Below are 20,124 nucleotides of genomic sequence, written 5' to 3' on the forward strand. Positions count from 1 at the left end.
CATCTGACACCCTGTAGATTACTAATTATTTTAGCATTTACATTTTTATACTAAAATGTTTAGCATACTTTTGTATCACCAGCTAAAAAACTATTACCATGTCAGACAGGCACATTATACATATGGACCAGGATGCGTTTTTTGTATCCGTGGAAGTGCGAAAGAATTCCAGCCTTGTCGGTAAGCCGGTCATCATCGGCGGCACCTCAGACCGTGGCGTGGTGGCTTCCTGTAGTTACGAAGCCCGTAAATTTGGCGTACATGCAGCCATGCCTTCCCGCATGGCCAAAATATTATGTCCACACGCCATTTTTGTGCGCGGCAATATGGATGAATATTCCAAGGCCTCACACGAGATCACCGAAATCCTGCGCGAAAAATCTCCCCTCATTGAAAAGGCCAGCATTGATGAACATTATATCGACATGACCGGTATGGACAAGTTTCACAATGTAGAAAAGTACGCCCATGAATTACGGCAACTGGTGATGCGGGAAACCTGCTTACCCATTAGTTTCGGATTGTCGGTCAATAAAACCGTGTCAAAGATTGCGACCAACGAATGTAAGCCCAATGGGGAACTGAATGTTAAAGAACAGCAGGTCCGGAATTTCCTGAACCCGCTTTCCATCCGCAAAATACCAGGAATGGGCGAAAAAACTTTTATTAAACTCAGCGACATGGGTATCAAAAAAATACAGACCCTCTCGCAAATCCACCCAGAGCAAATGAGCGCCATCCTGGGCAAAAACGGCCTGGTGCTGCTGCAAAAAGCCAACGGTATCGATACTGCTCCGGTCATCCCTTTCCAGGAGCAAAAAAGCATTGGTACCCAATGCACCTTCCATGCCGATTCTATTGATGTAGCCATGATTGGCAACCTGATCACCTCCATGGTCACCAGTCTTGGCTTCCAGCTACGGGACAAAGGCAAGCAGGCAGCCTGCATTACCGTAACCATCCGGTATTCCAATTTTGAAGACGTAAGCAAACAGGCAACCATTCCTTATACGGCGCTGGACAGTGTGCTGATTAAAAAGGCAAAGGAACTGTTTGCCCAGGTTTATCAAAAACGCATGCTGCTACGGCTGGTAGGCATACGCCTCTCTAACCTGGTCAACGGGTTTGAGCAAATAGACCTGTACAACGATTCGCAGGAACAATACAATCTGGTGCAGGCCATGGATAAGATCAGGAAAAGATTTGGAGAACACGCCATCAAACTGGCCTCCACGCTCGACATAGACATTTAGTTATGTATCTCAACGTACATTCACAATACAGTCTCCGGTTTGGCACCATGTCTATCGCCAAACTGGTAGACGAAGCCATGGCCTGCGGGATCACGCAGATGGCGCTCACCGATATCAACAATTCTTCCGGCATCATGGAGTTTATGCGGGCATGCCATAGTAGCGGCATTAAGCCGGTGGGGGGCATAGAATTCCGCAGGGGTAACACACTGTGTTACATTGGCATTGCCCAAAACAGGGAGGGCATGAAAGAGCTGAATGATTTTCTGACCAGCCATAACCTGGAAAAAAAAGAACTGCCCGACCAACCCATCGCCTTCCGGCATTGCTTTGTCATTTATCCTTTCAGCTATCAACAACCGCTCCGCGACAACGAATACCTGGGCATTTGTTTCCATGAACTTCACCAGTTGTACGGGAAAGACCTCTCGCTGATCAAAAACAAACTGGTGGCCCTGCAACCGGTGGTGGTGGCCGACAAACTGGAATACCGGCTGCATGAATACCTGCGGGCTATACACCTCAATACCCTGCTCACCAAAACCCTGGCAGCAGATAAATGCCGCAATACCGATACATTTATGCCGCCCGGCGCACTGGAAGCCAAATATGGCAAGTACCAGTTTATCCTCGACAACACCCGCAGCCTGCTACACCAGTGCGTGATGGACTACCCCAAAGGCAGGGTAAAGCTGAACAGAAAAACATTCACCGGCAGCCGGGAGGGCGATTACACCCTCCTGCGCCAACTGGCCATGGAAGGGCTGGAATACCGGTACGGCAAGCACCACCCCGCGGCGCTCAAAAAGGTAAACGAAGAATTGAAGGTGATTTATGACCTGGATTTTTGCACCTATTTCCTGATCACCAAAGACATTATCCAGCACACCCAGGCAAAAGGCTATTACCACGTGGGCCGTGGTTCCGGCGCCAATAGCACAGTGGCCTACTGCCTGCGGATTACCGATGTAGACCCGCTGGAGCTGGACTTGTATTTTGAACGCTTCCTTAATTCGCAGCGCACTTCCCCGCCGGATTTCGACATCGACTATTCCTGGGATGAGCGAGATGCCGTGCAGCAATACATCTTCAACCGTTTTGGCGCAGCCCATACGGCCCTGCTGGGCACCATGACCACATTCAAAGACCGGAGCATTATCCGGGAAATTGGAAAAGTAATGGGACTGCCGGAAGCAGAGATCAAAGGGTTTACCGACCCGACCCAGGACACCGCGAACCGCAATAATCCCACCTTCCAAAAAATAATGGCCGTGTACAAGCTGATGAACGACATGCCCAACCAGCGCAGCATTCATGCGGGCGGCATCCTCATCTCCGAAGAGCCTATTACCTACTATACCGCCCTGGACCTGCCGCCCAAAGGATTACCCACCGTGCAATGGGACATGTACGAAGCCGAAAAAATCGGGTACGACAAATACGATATCCTGTCCCAAAGGGGCATTGGACATATCAAAGAAGCCGTGCGCCTCATTGCACAGCACCAGCATACCAAGGTGGATGTGCATGATGTAAAACGGTTCATGAAAGACCCGGAGATCAATAGGCACCTGCAATCTGGCAATACCATCGGGTGCTTTTATATTGAATCGCCCGCCATGCGGCAACTGCTCTGCAAATTGCGCTGCAACAATTACCTCACACTAGTAGCGGCCAGCTCCATCATCCGCCCGGGCGTGGCCCAATCCGGGATGATGAAGGCCTATATTCAAAACTTTCACCACCCCGAAAACATCCAGTACCTCCACCCTGTAATGGAAGAACAGCTCAAAGAAACATTCGGGGTAATGGTGTACCAGGAAGATGTGATTAAGATCTGCATTCATTATGCTGGCATGGATGGCACCGATGCTGATATATTACGGCGGGGCATGAGTGGAAAATACCGGTCAAAAATGGAATTCGACAAGCTCGTGGAAAAGTTCTTCCAGCAGGCCAAGGCCCTGGGCCGGGAAGAATCTATCACGCAGGAAGTATGGCGACAGGTTGCTTCCTTTGCCGGCTACAGTTTTTCCAAAGCCCACTCTGCCAGCTTCGCCGTAGAAAGCTACCAAAGCCTGTTCCTCAAAACCTACTACCCCCGGGAGTTTATGGTAGCTGTACTCAATAATTATGGTGGCTTTTATGCCCGGTGGCTGTATGTGCATGAACTGCGCAAAACCGGTGCATCGGTGCAACTGCCCTGCATTAACCAGAGCCAGACAGTGGTGAGCATTAATGGCGATGTGGTGTACCTGGGCTTCATCGGCATCCTGGGCCTGGAAACGGAATGGATGGATCGTATCATCCAGGAACGAAACAAGAACGGGCATTATGCAAACCTGGAAGATTTTATCAAAAGAACGGGCATCGGCCTGGAGCAAACCATTATCCTCATCCGTGTGGGGGCGTTGCGATTTACCGGCCTCAGTAAAAAACAACTACTGTGGGACGTACATAAATTTTTAGGTAACAAAGTAAAGCCGGCATCCAGCCCGGAACTGTTTCAGGTGGCAGCCAAATTGTACCACCTGCCCGAATTGCTGAACACCAAGCTGGAAGACGCCTACCACGAAATAGAGCTGCTGGGATTTCCGCTCACGCTGTCTATGTTCAACCTGTTGAAAACCAGTTATCGGGGCGATGTTCGCGCCCATAATTTGCTAGCCCATGTAGGCCAGGTCGTGAAAATCGTAGGTCTGTATGTCTGTGAAAAAACGGTACACACGAAGAATGGTAAAAAAATGTGGTTCGGCACTTTCCTGGATGCCGATGGTAATTTTTTCGACACCACCCATTTTCCCAACACAACACCGGCCTATCCCTTCCGGGGCATGGGTTGTTACCTTATCCTGGGAAAGGTGGTGGAAGATGTTGGATTTCCAAGCATAGAGGTTGCCCGGTTTGCCAAGCTGGAAATAGTGGGCAACCCGGTGATGGAATAGGGAAATAAACCGGCAAGCATTCCGCAAGGATCATTAATTTGGATAGTCATCATCTATAAATTTAATATCCATGATCTTCCGCTCAAAATCATTGGCCGGCACTAACGCCCGGGACTTTACCCGCATTTTATAGGTATACACAGTACTAACACTATAATCCAGGATCTTAGCAATGACCTCCTGCTCATTAATACCCAGCCGCATAAGCGCAAATATCCGCAGCGTAGCATTGAGCGTTTCTCCGGTTTTGGGCCAAATCTGATCTTCCTTTTTTAACAGCGCATTAAACGATGTAATGAAATTGGGGAACATGGTTAAAAAAACGGTGTCCAGCATATTATATAATTGCCCTTTTTCTTCTTCAATATGAACGTCGTTCAAAAACTGGTTCACATCATTATATTTTCCCAGCTTAATATTATGCTGGGTTTGGAGTTTTACTTTATCCAACATTTCAATGTAGGAAGAACAAGTTTTAAAAAACAACCCAATAAGCTCCTCCTTAATTTTAGAAGCCTCCCACAATTTTTCGTTAACGCTTTCCAGCTCGCTGTTTTTTTCTTTGATTACCCCATCATTCGCTTTGATCTGCAAAAATTGCCTCCGGTATATAACCAGCAGAAAAAGCAATACCACGGCCACAATCAAAAAAACAAGAATGCCGATAAGTAACTTATCTCTTTCATGTTGTTGCTCATCGATCAGTTTAGCGGCTACCATGGGTAGTAAGGATTCAATCTGCACCGCACGGTTCCTGGCTCCATAAAATTTGGCGTTACGTACCGCTTCTTGCAAAAGCAGGAAGGCATCGTTTGTTTTATTTAAATTAAACAACTCCTGACCAAGTAAGAAGATGGCCAGGGTTTCCTTGGTAGAGGAACGGATATCATTAATGGCAGCCAGTGCAAGAAAAAATATCCTATCCTGCCCGGTAAAGGCATAGCTGATCCTGGTGGCCACCATAGCAAGGCTATGCTCCGGCAATTGCTGCCGCATAATATAATGGTAGAAAAAATCAGGAGTTAGTTTTTTTTGCTTTACCGAATCTGGCTGGAATGCCAGGTTTATGGTATGTTCAAATTCGTTATAAGGGGTAATTCGCTTAGCCTTTTTAACATATTCAGCCGATTGCTGCTTATAATTCCACGAAAAATAAGCATCATTATCATATTCGGCAATGCCGGCATTGAGCCGTGCCCCAAAATTCAGAAAATCAGATTTAAGTGTTTCGGGGATACTGTCCGCCGCCAATTCCCGAATATTATCAAAGGCCTCCTTGTAAAATCCAGCCTTTAACAACATATTTCCTTGGGAAATTTTATGCTGGATCAGTTCGTCGGCTTTCCCAAACTTTTTCGAAAGAGTCAATATCTTTTGGCTGTATACCATTGCGGAATCGAATTTATAAGAATGATATTCCTCATAAATCCTGGTGTACAGGTTTAATTGAGCATCAAAATCCGTACTATCTACACACAACAACGCTGCCTGAAGCTGATTTATACGCTTTTGTTTGTCTACCTCATACACATGTTCTCGGTTCAACTCGGTTTTTAAAACTTTCATTAAACTGTCTGCTGATTCCTTTTGGGCATAACCATTCAATGAAGTTATTAGAAAAAAAGTAACACTTAATAGTTTTTTCATATAGATCTAAGATCTAATCTAATATAATTGAATGCCATTATGGGTCTTGCTGGATGGACACCTGCAATTGGTTTTTCCTGGTAATTCGCTCAAACTTCCTTTTCTATTTATACCATTATTATACCATTTTTTGATACTTATGAGGTATTATAACCTACCTTGAATTATCATTTTGGCTTTGTAATAAAGGAAATGCGTCCTTAATACGGTTAGATTTTCTAAAACTCTATTTTTCATAACTTATTGACAATCAATATAATAAAAACGAAATCCATTAGATTTTTCCAATAAACGGCCAGCTTACGGCCTCCAGTGCATAATTAGTGATTTAATTTGACCTGTCAATCAATAATCATCACTGGTGAAATATTTGTAGCATCATTCGCAATTGATGAGATAGTATACCCGCGTTCATGAACCAAATAAGCATTGTTATGCCAGTAAAAATTCTACGACTTTTAAGTTACCTCACCGTGCTGCTCACCATAGCTCCCCCCGCATTTGCACAATACCGGGTGATCACGGGAAAAGTAATTGATTCCAGCACGAACACACCTATTCCGGGGGTAACGGTAAGAGTGGGCGGTACCCGCACAGGCACCACCACCGACGCAAATGGTACCTTCCAGGTATCGGTAACAGCTAGCTCACACGCCCTCCTTTTTTCTTCCATTGATTACGCCTCCCAAACCGTAAACCTCACCGATCAAACCGAAATAACTGTTAAACTTGCCCCAACCAGCGAACAACTAAAAGGGGTAGAAGTAATTAGCGTAGGATATGGCACGATGGATAAGCGGGAGGTATCCAGCGCCATTACACACGTGGGCAATAAGGAGCTCAAAACGGTGGCCGGGAATAACCCGCTGATGTCCTTGCAAGGAAAAGTGTCTGGGCTCACCATCTCCAATACCTCTACTGCCGATCCCAATTCCTCCCCCTCCATCCAGCTCAGGGGCGTATCCTCCCGCAATGCCGGATTGGGCCCCCTCTATGTGATCAACGGTGTGCCAGGTGGAAATATTGATAACATCAACCAGAACGATATAGAATCCATAGACGTACTTAAAGGTGGGGCGGCCTCCGCTATTTATGGCACCAGGGGTAGCAATGGCGTTATCATTATTACGACCAAAAAGGGCACTGGCGATTCAAAAATGGAATATAATGGATATTTCAGCGTGGATCAGCTCACTATGAAACCAGATATCCTCAGCGCCAGTGAATTCCGCAAATATAGGGTAAACGCCAGCCCCAGCCAGGGTATTGATTACGGTGCCAGTACCAATTGGCTCAAATCCGTTACCCGTTCTGCTGCATACGGTCAAAAACATACGTTACAAATATCTGGTGGCACACCATACGACAACTTTTTTGCCTCCGCAGACTATCGCAATGCAAACGGTATAGACTTACGAGCTTATAAAAAGGAGTATGGTGCCCGCATCAACCTGAATCATACTTCCAAAAGTGATGTGTACACCGTTTCTCTGAACGTAGCGCCCCGGTATATGCATACCAGCAACTCCGATCAGGGCAATTTCAACAACGCTATCACGCTGAATCCTACCCAGCCTATTTACGACAGTACCGGGTATCACTACCTGAATACCGGCTTCTTTGCCAATAACCCGGTGGAGAATGCTAAACTCATCAAAAGTGAGGCGGAAATAAAGGAATTAGACATGAGCGCCTCGCTGAAGGTAAATATTTTGAAAAATCTGTATTCTACCGTAACGGTGTCGAATATAAAATCTTCTTACAAGAACTTAAATTTTAGTCCCTCTACCCTCAGCACTATTGTACACTCCGGGCAGGTGACCAAAACCAACTATGCCTCTCAGGAGCAAAAGGACAACGATCAGCAAAACCTAGAATGGACGATCAATTATGGGCTTAACCTCAAAAAAAATCACTTTAAGATTTTAGGAGGATACTCTTACAGCTACTTCAATTACCAGCAGTTCAGCGCAAATAACTACGATTTTCCTTTCGATGTATTTACCTGGAATAATCTGGGCTCCGGCACCTGGAATGGTGGGGCTGCAGGCAATGGACAGGGGGCGGTAGCCTCCACCCAGAACGATTCGCGTTTGGCAGCCTTCTTTGGTAGGATTAACTATGACTTTGATAACAAATACATCTTAACTGCCAGCCTACGGCATGAAGGCTCCTCAAAATTTGGCGCTGATAAGAAATGGGGAGACTTCCCCGCCCTGTCTGCGGCATGGCGCATTATTGATGAAGATTTTCTAAAAGACAAAGTTAGCTGGTTGAATGATTTGAAGATCCGGGCCGATTATGGCATTACCGGCAACCAGGATTTCGATAATTACAAATCCCTGCTTTTATATGGTCCTTATGGATTCTTCAACTTCGATGGCACTACCTACCAGGTGTATGGGCCGGCGCAGAACATTAATCCAAGCCTGGGATGGGAAAAAGCCATCAACTTTAACGTAGGGATAGACTTTGCATTATTTAATAGCCGTTTAGCTGGTTCTATAAACTATTACGCACGTACCAACAAAGACTTGCTGGGCTACTATAATGTGCCCCTTCCTCCCAACCCTCAATCGCAAACCTATACCAATGTTGGTAAAATGAAGAACTCCGGTTTTGAGGTACAAATGAGCGGCACAGCGGTACAGAACAAGAACTTCACTTACAATCTAACCCTCACAGCTGCTTATAACAATAACAAATTTGTTTCTTTTTCCAATAGCCTCTACCAGGGCGCTCCTTATCAAGACCTGGCATCCTTACCGAGCCCAGGCACACCCGGTACTATTGAGCGTTTGCAAGAAGGCCACCGTATCGGAGAATTTTATATGTTGAAATCGGCAGGCGTAGATCAGGATGGCAAATTGCTTGTCTATAAAAAAGATGGTACCGTTGTTACCGCCAACCAGGCTTCTGCCGACGACAAACAATTTGTGGGTAATGGTTTGCCTAAATTTTCAGGTTCATTGGGCAATGTATTTTCCTACAAAAATTGGGATCTGAACATCTTTTTAAGGGGAAACTTTGGATACAGTCTGTTTAACATGCAGGCCTTTTATATAGGTACACCGGCCACCCAATCAGATGCTAATACGTTAAAATCGGCATACGATTCAAAAAGCAAGTATTCAAAACTCACCAATTCGGCTACCACAGGGCTTGCTTCTGACTATTTCCTGGAGTCGGGCTCCTTTATAAAGATCGATAACGTGACATTGGGTTATAACCTCGGTATTAATTCCAGGTTCCTGCATCACCTCCGTATTTATGCAGCAGCCAGCAACTTGCACACTTTCACCCACTTCAAAGGGGGCGACCCCGACCTGTATCCAGTGAATGGTTTAACCCCTGGCGTACAGAGTAATTTAAACTTTTACCCGGCTACTATTCAATTATTAGGAGGCGTTCAGGTAACATTCTAAACACTTAACAGGCAAAGAGATGAAAAAGTATATAATCAATGCTATTTTAACTACCGCCCTGTTCATTGGCGGATGTACAAAACTTGATGAGCATGTGTATGATAAAGTGGATGTATCTAAATTCCTGACCAGGCGTCAAGATGTAATTACTGATTTTTTAAGACCTTTTGAACACGCTTACTGGAGCATACAAGGCAATGATATATTTGCCGTTAATGAAAATTCTTCTGACGAAATAGGCACCTATAATCGCCAGGGGGACTGGCAGGATGGCAACTATTACCAGCGCATGCATTATCATACCTGGACTACGCAGGATAATTTCACCAACGGGGCATGGACGGCCTTTTACCAGGGCATTGTACTTTCCACCAATTCGTTGCAGGATATGGAAAGTATTGAAGACCCTACAAAGCTCAATGTAACGGCCACCGAATTGGCCGACTTTAAAGCCGAGCTAAGAACGTTGAGAGCCTGGTTTTACTTAAGAGCCTTTGATTTTTACCGCAATATTGAAATCGTAACTGACGTAAAAAACAGCACCGCCGGCAACAAGCAATCTACACCGCAGGAAACTTTTGATTATATAGAATCAGAGTTGAAAGCCGCATTGCCAGACCTTCCCCTGCGTGCAGCCCTGGGCGATAATGGTATTGGCCGGTGGACACAGGCCGGTGCCGCCGCATTACTGGCCCGCCTATACCTCAATGCTAAGGTGTATGTAGACCAGGATAAATTTACCGATTGCGCTACGGTATGCCAGGACATCATCAATGGCAAATACGGCAGCTATCAGCTAGATACTCGCTGGGATGCCCCGTTTGATTATACCAATTCTACCGTAAATTCTGAAACCATTTATGGATTCCCCGCTAGCCTCAACCGTACCCATTGGCAATACGACGGAGGCATGTATTTTAATGCCATGACCTACGATGCAGCACCCTTGTATTGTGGCTTCACAGATTTTAACCAGGCCAATCCAAAATATGCGCTGCAACCTGGACGCGATGTAGACAGTGTTGAATATAGTTTTACACTCGGCAAGCCATTCGTAAAGTTCCAGCACTATCCCGACGACTATCGCCTTAAACTATACAAAAACCTGGGCAATAGCAAACGGGAAGGTATGTTCTTGTTTGGCTATCTCCCCTACCAACATACCGTAAATGGAAATACTGTTACCGATACCGTGCGGGGGAATAAAGGATCTTATCCCCTGTTTATCCGCGACCAGGTAGGATGGTTCCTAGATGCCAAACCAGGACAACGCATTGCCGATAAGGAATCTGATATGAATCATGCCGACCATAATTCCGGCATTTTCTTCCTCAAATATCCTTTATATCCCACGCCAGATCCCAACCGTATTACCTCTGCCTATGCCGAAATACGGTTATCTGAAATCTACTACACTTTGGCCGAATGTAAATATCGCGCAGGCGATAAGGCAAGCGCGGCAAGCTTGCTCAATGCAGTGCGCCAACGCAATTATCCCGCTGGTTCTACTAGCTTGTATAAGACCGACGGCAGCCAACTCACCGACCAGGAAATGCTGGACGAATGGGGACGCGAATTTTTTGGAGAGAACCGCCGCCGTACCGATCTCATTCGCTGGGGCGTATTTAACTCGGGAACCTGGTGGGATAAACAACCCGATGCCGACAACCACACGGCCATCTTCCCGATAGGCCGCGACATTATGGGCGCGAACCCACAGTTTGTACAAAATCCCGGATATAATTAATTACAACTCCATTTGTAAAACTGCTGTCCCTCCGGAAACCATGAATAAGGATATGGGGCAGCAGTTTTTTTGCGCCTGTTTGTAGCACTCCTACAGCTATTTGTTCTTCATTTAACTGCCGGTTATTCATGACTTCATCGTCAAAGTATTACCTGTTTATACATTGTGTATACAGTGCTGGGCCACCGCCCAGGCGCAATAGATCCACAACATCAATTGGGCTTGTATGGTTACCCCTTAAACGCAGCTAAAACCGGTACCTCTACTGAGATAACGCGGGATAATCAGTATATCCTTTAGCGTCTGCCGAGTAAAAAGTGGAAGGATCTCCTTCATTTAACGGGGCGTTTTTCAGGATGTGCTGATCCAGGTCGGGATTTGCGATGAAGCTATGAGCAAATGCAATGAGGTCAGGCCCTCCTTTATGTAAAGCCGCTTCGGCTGTTTCCGGGGTAAAGCCATTGCAGTAGATGAGCGTTCCTTTAAATGCTGCGCGAATGGCGGCCAACGTTGCTGCCGGCGCTTCTGGGAAAAGACTAACGTGTACATAGGCAAGGCCAATGCGGTTAAACTCCCTGCTTAAATGAATGTATGTTTCTTGCGTGGTAGCGGCATCGTAGGCTTTCAGATCTCCTACGGTAGCATTGGGAGATATACGAACCCCCAGCTTTTCTTTGCCGATTGCATCGGCTATGCGCTGGGCAATAGTTATTGCAAACCGGGTCCGGTTTTCTACACTTCCGCCATACTTGTCCGTACGGTTGTTTACTTCGGGGTGCAGGAACTGCTCCACAAGGTAACCGTGGGCAGCATGCAGCTCCACCCCATCAAATCCGGCGGCGATGGCATTTTTGGCGGCGCTAACATGGCTTTCAATCACGTCTTCTACCCCTTGCGTAGTTAAAGCTACGGGAACCGGGTAATCCTGCATACCGGCTGTATCTGTATACATTTGCCCGGCGGCGGCAATAGCCGATACGCCTATTACCTGCGCACCTGCCGGCAGATTAGCCGGGTGACCAATGCGGCCGGTATGCATGAGTTGCAAAAATATCTTAGCATGATGTTGGTGCACCGCAGCAGTAGTTAGCTTCCAGCCTTCCACCTGTTCCTTAGAAAAAATACCAGGAATGCGGGCATAACCAAGCCCTTCCGGCGCCGGGGAAGTACCCTCTGCAATAATCAATCCCGCCCCGCTACGCTGACTATAATAGGAGGCCATTAAGGCATTCGGCAAATTGTGAATGGCCCGGCAGCGGGTCATGGGCGCCATCACCAAATGGTTTTTCAAATCCAGTGCCTGACTTTTGTAAGGCAATAACAACTTCTTCATATTTTTTTCTTTACGTTATGAATAGTACCACAAATTATGGCCCACATATAACAAGCATCCTATCCGTAAGCTAGGCTGGGTGCCTTTAAATAACCCGGCGTAAAAAATTATTCCTCAACCGGCTTTTTCACCGGTGTGGCGATCACCTCGCGGATCTCCAGCAATATATTATCGAGATGTTCATACCAATCCAAATGCGGCGACCATTGGAGACAACCAGCAGGCGGATAGATACAACAGGTGTCTTCCCATACTTTCTGACAGGCCGGACATCTTCCACCGGTGGTAAAAGTATCCCAAACATGGCCACAACTACATTGCCAATAAGGCTTTCCGTCCGGTTCCCATTTGCATTTGGGGCATCTTATTTTAAGAGAGTCCATAAAATTAAGGGGTAATGAGCGGTTAAGATAGAAAAAAATAGCAATCATGCATACCTTGCCTGGTCCTGCTTTTCCACTTTTTCTTAAATAAGATTGGGTCATGAAATAAGCACTTATCACCACTTTTAATATGGATTGTTTAAAAGGGGAAGCATATTTTCATCATCCCGCATGATAAAATATTTCCTGCTCAGGCAGGATGATTTATTCCCGGTAAATATTTTCCTGCATCAGCGTAGTACCTTCCTGCGTTGAAAGTGTTATCTTGTACGCCGTTACATTGACCGCTATTTTAAATGAAAATTGCAATAACCGGAGCTACAGGCTTCCTCGGCGCCACTTTGGTGCCATTATTATTAAAAGAAGGACATGCATTACGACTGCTCATCCGCGACCCTTCTCAAAAGGAAGCCTATGGCGAGCAGGTAGCTTATGTGACAGGCTCCCTGACGGATGAGACAAGCTTACAATCGCTGGTTCAGGACGCCACGGTTGTTATACACCTGGCCGCCGTGATATCGTTAAACGACCAGCCGGATGAAAAAATGTTTTATACCAACACTACCGGCACCCGTATATTATTAGAAGCGGCAAAAAAAGCGGGCGTAAAGCGTTTTATTCATCTCAGCTCCGTTACCGCTTTCCAGCAAGCACCTTTTGATGAACGCCTGGATGAAACCCGGCCCCTGCAGGCCGCTACTCAATTCACTTACGAGCATTCTAAAGCCGCCGCACAAGCCATTGTCCTTTCGTATAATGATCCGGAACTGGAAGTAATTGTGCTGGCCCCTACTGCTATTGTAGGGCCACATGATCTAAAGCCTTCCTTACTGGGCAGTGCCATTATGCGCATTTACCAGGAGGCGGTACCTGCCCTGTTTCCGGGTGGGGTAGACTTCGTAGATGTAAGAGATGTAGCTGCCGCCATCGTTAGCGCCCTCACCCTCGGCACACCGGGTAAGGCTTACCTGCTGGGCGGGGAATGGGCTACCCTCGTTACCTTAAGCCAGTACATCGGCCAGGTAAAAGGGAAAAAGATATCCCTGCCGGTGTTACCCCTGTGGCTGATATTTTCCCTATTACCTTTGGTGAAATTATGGGCGCGTCTCAGCGGAAGCCCTCCATTTTATACAAAACAATCTATTTACAATCTTATTTACAGCAACAAAAAAATAGATCATTCCCGGGCTGGCGCGGAGCTACAGTTCCACCCAAGGCCCTTATCTACAACACTTACTGACACAATTAACTGGTTTAAGCAAACAGGCAATATTTCATGAATCATTTTATCTCCTATCAACATTACACGTTTTTTATTGCATGCTGGATAGTAATTGGCATAGGCGCAGGTCTGTACCTGCTACGCAGGGAAGCCCCTTATGGCAAGTTTAGTAACAACAATTGGGGCCCTATGATCAGCAACAAACTGGGCTGGATGGTCATGGAAGCCACGGTAATCGTAACCGTTTTGCTATGGTTGCCTTTGCCGCAAATGCAGTGGTTATCGCCATCGGGCATTATGATCATCCTGTTCCTTATTCATTACATACACCGCAGTTTTATTTATCCGTTTATGATCAGGACCAAAGGCAAGAAAATGCCCGCGTTGATCATGCTTTCGGCGGTACTGTTCAATACCGTTAATGGTTCCTTGCTGGGCATATGGTTTGCCTTTTTTGCCCACTACCCCGACAACTGGTGTTCCTCTCCTGCTTTTATTATCGGTTGCATCCTTTATATCTCGGGTATGCTCATTAACTGGCGTTCAGACTATCAGCTAATAAATTTGCGCAAAAATGGGGAAACTGGTTATAAAATACCACAACAAGGCCTCTTTCAATATGTATCCTCCCCCAATCTGATGGGTGAAATAATAGAATGGAGTGGGTACGCACTGCTCACCTGGAGCCTGCCAGCCGTTACCTTCCTGATCTGGACCTGCGCCAACCTGGTACCACGTGCAGTAGCCAATCATCGCTGGTACAAACAAAAATTTTCGGAGTATCCGCCGGAAAGAAAAATCTTATTCCCTTTTATATGGTGAATTTACTTTTATACAAATAACTTATGTCGCAAAAATATAGTCAGGTAAAAGCAACTTTCGCACTGTCTAAAGCCAGTCTTATCGCCACTTTACGCAGCCCCACCTCTGTGGTGTTTGCCCTTTTATTTCCTATTATATTCGTATTGGTATTTGGGGCCATGGTAGACAATACCGCTGTTAAAGTAAAGCTTGTACTCTCTCCAAACAGCGATACTACCACGCCTATTTTTACTGCGATAAAAGCCATCAGCATCTTTGATGTGTCTACCACAACAGATTCTGCTGCCGCTATTGCCGCGCTCAAGAAGGGCCGGATAGCCGGGCTCCTGTACGTGCCACCTCCTGACATGGAAAAAGATCTTCCTCATTTCAACATGAACCTGCTCACATCCAGCGCGGCCAGCACCAAGCTGCCCCTGATACGTGCCGCTTTACAGGAACTGGTGGGCAATATCAATAAAGCCGTATTACCCGACCAACCTGTTGTTGCAGTGCTGAAAACCACCAATGTTCCCGGCAGAGAGTACCGGCAAATAGATTTCATCTTACCTGGCCAGCTTGGTTTTTCCCTGTTAATGGCAGGCGTTTTCGGGTCTGCCTTTTCGCTCTTTAACCTGCGCACTACGCTGGTACTGAAACGCATTTATGCCACCCCGATAAAGCCACTCTTTTTCCTGCTCGGAGAAATGATCAGCCGGTTGCTGTTCCAGATATTTTGCTTTATTATTATTACAGCACTGGGCTATTATGTGTTCCAGTTTACCCTCGTGAATGGCATCCTTACTTTCCTGGAAATGTTGCTATTATCGATATTTGGGCTGATCATTTTTACCGGCGTGGGCTTCATGATCAGTGGGCTTATCCGCAATGAAAGCTCTATTGCGCCAGTAGCCAACACTATCACCGTTCCACAGATTTTACTTTGCGGACTATTTTTCCCGGTGGAAAATTACCCGGCCTGGTTGCGTCATTTTTGCGAATTATTGCCACTCACTTTTTTCGTAGATGGCTTGCGTAAAATAGCTTTTGAAGGGTTGCACATCTGGCAGATACCCTCCCAACTAACCGGGCTACTGGTATGGACTATCTTAGTGGGTGGATTATCTGTATACTCATTCAAATGGGAATGATCCTTTTACACATAAGTCGGAAACAGTACAATTATATAATTAATTTTAAAGGAAAAATTATGAAAAGCCTCCTCCTCCTATTGAGCCTTTTTTCAGGCATCGCTGCTTTTGCCCAAGATGATCCCAAAGCAGACCGCATTTTGCATATATGGGAAATGGACACCAAGGAGAGTAAAATATCTTTCCTGAAATCCGGCAATGTTTATCATGCGCAAATGATATACGGCACACGCCAACTCGAAGCAGATGGTAAAACGTATAAGAAAGATATTCACAATCCAGATCCGGCCCTTCGTTCCAGGACTTTGAGCAACTATACACTCATATCCGGCCTTACCTACGAGGATGGTAAATGGACCAACGGAAAAATTTACAACTATGAGGATGGTAACAGCTACAACGTTACCATAACAATAGAAGGTAAAACATTGTTCATGCGGGTGTACAAGGGTGTTCCCGTATTGGGAAAAACCATTAAATGGACACTGTCGGAATAAAATAATGATCCCCCGCCAGCAGCCTGCTTCCCTGCTGAACACTTTTACTATTTTTCCGGCATTCTTCAGGCAGGAAAAACAGAAGATCCCGCACGTCGCCGTGCGGGATCTTCTCCGGTAGTTATTGATTTTTTAAGGAATCCATTGTACACATACCGGGCTGCCTACTGAAATGCGATGACCCGTATCCGTTAGTTCGCCGGTTTCTTTATTCACCTTAAAGATCACCACATCATTGCTGGTTTGATGGGCCACCAGCAGGAAATTTCCACTGGGATCAAAGTTAAACCCACGGGGCTCAATGCCCTTGGTGGAGGTAATCCCTACAATGCTTAGCTTACCGCTGGCTGCATCTCTTTTAAAAATGGCAATGGAATTGGCATCGCCGCGATTAGAGGCATACAGGAACCTGCCATCCGGCGAAATATGAATGTCTGCCGAACCGATCTCTCCCTTATAATTAGCAGGATGGCTGGAAATAGTCTGGATGGCTTTAAAATTGCCCTCGTGGTAAGCAAATGCGATTACCTCCCCAGACATTTCAGTGATGAGGTAAGCAAACTTTGCGCTGGCATCAAACACCAGGTGGCGCGGGCCGCTGCCAGGCTTCACTGATACGAACGGAGGGGAAGCCGGTGTGAGCTGTCCACTGGCATCGTTAAAATGGTACGACATGATCTTGTCTGTACCCAAATCATCTACAAACAGGAATTTATTGTCGGGCGAAAAAATGGTGGCATGGGCATGGGCCTTTTCCTGGCGTGCTGCATTAGGGCCTTTACCCTCGTCTGCCCGTTTTTCTACCGGCGCACCGATATGTCCCGTAATATCTACCGGAAACACCGCATAGGTGCCGGAGCTGTAATTGGCCACCGCTATGAATTTGCCGTTTTTACTAGTGGTAATGTAACAAGGTGACTCTCCTTCGGATGGCAACTGATTGATGGCCGTGAGGCTGCCCGTTTTATGATCGAATGCAAATGATGTTACAGCACCGGGACCATTGTCTTCATTTACTGCATACACAAATTTTTTGTTGGGCGATACGGAGAGGTAAGAAGGGTTGCTGGTTTCGGCATGACTAACTTCCGTAGCGTTGCCAGTGGCAGTATTAAATGTATAGACGTAAATGCCTTTGCTTTTGCCATTGGTATAAGTACCCAGGAGGAGGTAAGGATCCGTGCTGGCAGGAGCTTTTGCAGCTTGCTGTGCAGTGGCACCTTCAAAGGAAAACAGGGCAACCGCCGCCAGGCTGGCAATTCTTGATGCATTTTTTTTCATACATGGAAAATTTGGGCAGAAAAATAAGGAAGTTTTTTTGTAAACCCATGCATTTATCTGCTGCCGGCTGCGTTACCGCAATTGGGCAGCCTGAATAAATTTGATCAATCATTGCAGCGGGCCTCACCAGCGTACAGACAGAACGACCGGATGATTTCCAGCGTCCAGCTCCAAAATGCGTATCTTTAAGTAAACTGAAAAACGATGATAGCATTCTTAGGCACGGGACTTCTGGGCGCCAATTTTGTAAAGGCATTGATCAAAAAAGGAGAACAAGTACAGGTTTGGAATCGTACGACGGCCAAGGCAAAGGCCCTGGAGGCAGATGGCGCCAAAGCCTTTGCCAGCGTAGCAGACGCGGTGAAAGGCGCCGATGTAATTCACCTCACCCTGAAAGACGACGCCACTGTAGATGAAGTATTGGCCACGGCCAGTACAGGCTTTAAGCCGGGCGTACTTATTATAGACCACACCACCACCTCTGCCGCCGGCGCCATTGCCCGCACCCAGGCATGGAAAACAAAGGGCTTCACCTACCTGCACGCGCCCGTATTTATGGGTCCGGCCAATGCCCTGGAAAGTACCGGCATTATGCTGGTATCTGGCAACCAGGAGGTGGTGAAAAAACTGGAACCGGCACTCTCCAAAATGACGGGCAAGGTATTGAACTTTGGTCCCGAAGAAGGCAAGGCCGCCGGTATAAAACTCATTGGCAATCTCTTCCTGGTAACTTTCACCGCTGGTATTGCAGACACCCTGGCCCTGGCCAAAGCACTGCATATTTCCGCCACAGATGTATTGTCATTATTCGATAGCTGGAACCCCGGCGCTTTGCTGCCCGCCCGCGTAAAACGTATGTCTACCGGCGATTACAGTCAACCTACCTGGGAACTGAATATGGCCCGCAAAGACACGGGCTTGTTCCTGCAAGCCGCACAGGCAGCCGGCGTACCCCTTGCAGTAATTCCCGCCATTGCAGCGGAAATGGACCGATACATTGCCCAGGGTCATGGCAATGACGACTGGACGGTGATTGGCAAAGATGCGGTTTCCTGATCCATCTGTCTGTAAGCGCTTAAATACGGGCGTAATTAATGTAGAAATATACCAACACATGCCTCCTACCATACCAAAAAAAATATTGTCCCGCAAAGACGAGCTTACCCAACAGTTTCTAACGTTGGTTACCCAGCACATGCATGAACTGAAGCAAGACCGGGTAGATAAAATTAATCACACATCGGATTTTGCGGCCCAACTTTTTGTGCATCCGGTACATTTGAGCAATACCATCAAACTTACCACCGGCAAAAGCCCCTGCGATCACCTGGAAGCGGCCATGGTGGCAGAGGCTACCCGATTACTGGAAGAAACGGACCTCTCCATCGCCGATATTGCCTACAAGCTTACCTACAGCGCCCCCACCAATTTTGTAAAATTCTATAAAGGCATGACGGGCGTTACCCCCCTGCAACACCGCAAACAGCTAAAAGCCCAACACACCTGATTTGGAAATACTGAAGTCTGCATCATTTTTTCTGCTTACTTCTGCTCAATTTTGTGTTTACAATATAAAAAACACAATAGTATGGCAACACAAAGAAAAATTGCACTCGTAACCGGTGGCAGCCGGGGATTAGGAAAAAACATGGCCTACGCGATTGCCCGTAAAGGCATAGACGTGGTACTGACATACAACAGTAAAAAAGAGGAAGCGGATACCGTGGTGAAGGAATTAATCCAACTAGGCGTGAAGGCTGCCGCCCTGCAACTCAATGTAGGCGACAGCAAAACCTTTGACGCCTTCTTTAAAACCTTCCAGGCCACCCTGCAAAACACCTTCGGCGCATCAAAGTTCCAGTTCCTGGTAAATAATGCCGGCATTGGCATATACGCTTCTTTCGAATCCACCACCGAAGAACAATTAGACACCCTGTTCAACATTCAATTTAAAGGAACATTCTTCCTTACGCAAAAAGCACTGCCCTTCCTGGAAGATGGTGGCCGGATCATTAATATTTCCACTGGCCTGGCCCGTTTTAGTTTCCCGGGTTATGCAGCCTACGCTTCGATGAAAGGCGGTATTGAAACACTTACCCGCTATCTTGCCAAAGAACTGGGTGGCCGGGGCATTGCCGTAAATACGGTAGCTCCTGGCGCCATTGAAACCGACTTTGGCGGCGGCAGTGTAAGGGATAATGAGCAGGTAAATAAATTCATTGCTTCCGTAACCGCACTGGGCCGCACTGGCCTACCAGACGACATTGGCGGCGTAGTGGCCTTCCTTTGCACTGAAGAAGCCCGCTGGATCAATGCGCAGCGCATTGAAGTTTCTGGCGGCATGATGTTGTAAAGCATGCCCAATAAACCTTTAAACGCAGAAAAGTATGCCTGACTGATTATTTAGGCACCGGCCATCACTTCAGGCGATGGCCGGTG

General features: G+C 46.6%; 15 protein-coding genes. 11 read left to right on the top strand and 4 right to left on the bottom strand.

Going from position 1 to position 20,124, the window contains the following annotated elements; all coding sequences use genetic code 11:
• Positions 1–98: 98 nt before the first annotated feature.
• Together dinB and GA0116948_RS13140 are read left to right on the top strand one after the other, a co-directional pair.
• Positions 99–1,253 carry a DNA polymerase IV gene (gene dinB, locus GA0116948_RS13135; protein WP_089712914.1) on the top strand — a complete coding sequence of 385 codons (1,155 nt, stop codon included), beginning with the start codon at positions 99–101 and terminating at the stop codon, positions 1,251–1,253.
• A gap of 2 nt (positions 1,254–1,255) precedes the next feature.
• Positions 1,256–4,198 (top strand): DNA polymerase III subunit alpha, encoded by a 2,943-nt coding sequence (locus tag GA0116948_RS13140; RefSeq protein WP_089712916.1) that lies wholly within the window; start codon positions 1,256–1,258, stop codon positions 4,196–4,198.
• Between the two features lie 33 nt (positions 4,199–4,231).
• Here the strand turns inward: GA0116948_RS13140 and GA0116948_RS13145 are convergent, their stop codons facing one another.
• Positions 4,232–5,764, bottom strand: a complete 1,533-nt coding sequence (locus tag GA0116948_RS13145) for a DUF6377 domain-containing protein (protein ID WP_240619205.1) — start codon at positions 5,762–5,764, stop codon at positions 4,232–4,234.
• A gap of 515 nt (positions 5,765–6,279) precedes the next feature.
• Between GA0116948_RS13145 and GA0116948_RS13150 the strand changes: the two genes are divergently transcribed.
• Together GA0116948_RS13150 and GA0116948_RS13155 are read left to right on the top strand one after the other, a co-directional pair.
• Positions 6,280–9,270, top strand: a complete 2,991-nt coding sequence (locus tag GA0116948_RS13150) for a SusC/RagA family TonB-linked outer membrane protein (RefSeq protein ID WP_089713247.1) — start codon at positions 6,280–6,282, stop codon at positions 9,268–9,270.
• 19 nt (positions 9,271–9,289) lie between these two features.
• Positions 9,290–11,017 (top strand): RagB/SusD family nutrient uptake outer membrane protein, encoded by a 1,728-nt coding sequence (locus GA0116948_RS13155; RefSeq protein WP_089712920.1) that lies wholly within the window; start codon positions 9,290–9,292, stop codon positions 11,015–11,017.
• A gap of 262 nt (positions 11,018–11,279) precedes the next feature.
• Here GA0116948_RS13155 and GA0116948_RS13160 read toward each other — a convergent pair whose 3' ends face one another.
• Together GA0116948_RS13160 and GA0116948_RS13165 are read right to left on the bottom strand one after the other, a co-directional pair.
• A complete protein-coding gene (locus GA0116948_RS13160) occupies positions 11,280–12,350 on the bottom strand; it encodes an alkene reductase (RefSeq protein ID WP_089712923.1) in 1,071 nt (356 codons plus the stop codon).
• Between the two features lie 107 nt (positions 12,351–12,457).
• On the bottom strand, positions 12,458–12,835 hold the full coding sequence (locus GA0116948_RS13165; protein ID WP_240619206.1) for a hypothetical protein: 378 nt from the start codon (positions 12,833–12,835) through the stop codon (positions 12,458–12,460).
• A gap of 194 nt (positions 12,836–13,029) precedes the next feature.
• Here GA0116948_RS13165 and GA0116948_RS13170 point away from each other — a divergent pair, with 194 nt between their 5' ends.
• From GA0116948_RS13170 to GA0116948_RS13185, 4 genes are read left to right on the top strand one after another with little or no spacing between them, the layout of a single operon-like run.
• The gene (locus GA0116948_RS13170; RefSeq protein ID WP_089712929.1) at positions 13,030–14,013 is read left to right on the top strand and encodes an NAD-dependent epimerase/dehydratase family protein; all 984 of its coding nucleotides are present in this window, start codon (positions 13,030–13,032) and stop codon (positions 14,011–14,013) included.
• Positions 14,010–14,777 carry a 3-oxo-5-alpha-steroid 4-dehydrogenase gene (locus GA0116948_RS13175; protein WP_089712932.1) on the top strand — a complete coding sequence of 256 codons (768 nt, stop codon included), beginning with the start codon at positions 14,010–14,012 and terminating at the stop codon, positions 14,775–14,777. The genes GA0116948_RS13170 and GA0116948_RS13175 overlap by 4 nt, the downstream gene beginning before the upstream one ends.
• Before the next feature lie 23 nt (positions 14,778–14,800).
• The gene (locus GA0116948_RS13180) at positions 14,801–15,907 is read left to right on the top strand and encodes an ABC transporter permease (RefSeq protein ID WP_089712935.1); all 1,107 of its coding nucleotides are present in this window, start codon (positions 14,801–14,803) and stop codon (positions 15,905–15,907) included.
• A 59-nt stretch (positions 15,908–15,966) separates the two neighbouring features.
• A complete protein-coding gene (locus tag GA0116948_RS13185; RefSeq protein WP_165798469.1) occupies positions 15,967–16,404 on the top strand; it encodes a DUF2147 domain-containing protein in 438 nt (145 codons plus the stop codon).
• A gap of 132 nt (positions 16,405–16,536) precedes the next feature.
• Here GA0116948_RS13185 and GA0116948_RS13190 read toward each other — a convergent pair whose 3' ends face one another.
• Positions 16,537–17,685, bottom strand: a complete 1,149-nt coding sequence (locus tag GA0116948_RS13190; protein WP_089712940.1) for a lactonase family protein — start codon at positions 17,683–17,685, stop codon at positions 16,537–16,539.
• A 204-nt stretch (positions 17,686–17,889) separates the two neighbouring features.
• On the opposite strand from GA0116948_RS13190, the gene GA0116948_RS13195 reads away from it, so the two are divergent.
• The 3 genes from GA0116948_RS13195 to GA0116948_RS13205 all read left to right on the top strand — a co-directional run bounded on the left by GA0116948_RS13195 (position 17,890) and on the right by GA0116948_RS13205 (position 20,038).
• The gene (locus GA0116948_RS13195) at positions 17,890–18,741 is read left to right on the top strand and encodes an NAD(P)-dependent oxidoreductase (protein WP_089712942.1); all 852 of its coding nucleotides are present in this window, start codon (positions 17,890–17,892) and stop codon (positions 18,739–18,741) included.
• 58 nt (positions 18,742–18,799) lie between these two features.
• Positions 18,800–19,192 (top strand): helix-turn-helix domain-containing protein, encoded by a 393-nt coding sequence (locus GA0116948_RS13200; RefSeq protein WP_165798470.1) that lies wholly within the window; start codon positions 18,800–18,802, stop codon positions 19,190–19,192.
• An 81-nt stretch (positions 19,193–19,273) separates the two neighbouring features.
• Entirely contained in the window at positions 19,274–20,038 is a 765-nt protein-coding gene (locus GA0116948_RS13205; protein ID WP_089712948.1) for an SDR family oxidoreductase, read from the top strand.
• Positions 20,039–20,124 lie beyond the last annotated feature (86 nt).

It is taken from the genome of Chitinophaga costaii, assembly GCF_900094705.1.
In the GTDB taxonomy this organism is placed as follows: domain Bacteria; phylum Bacteroidota; class Bacteroidia; order Chitinophagales; family Chitinophagaceae; genus Chitinophaga; species Chitinophaga costaii.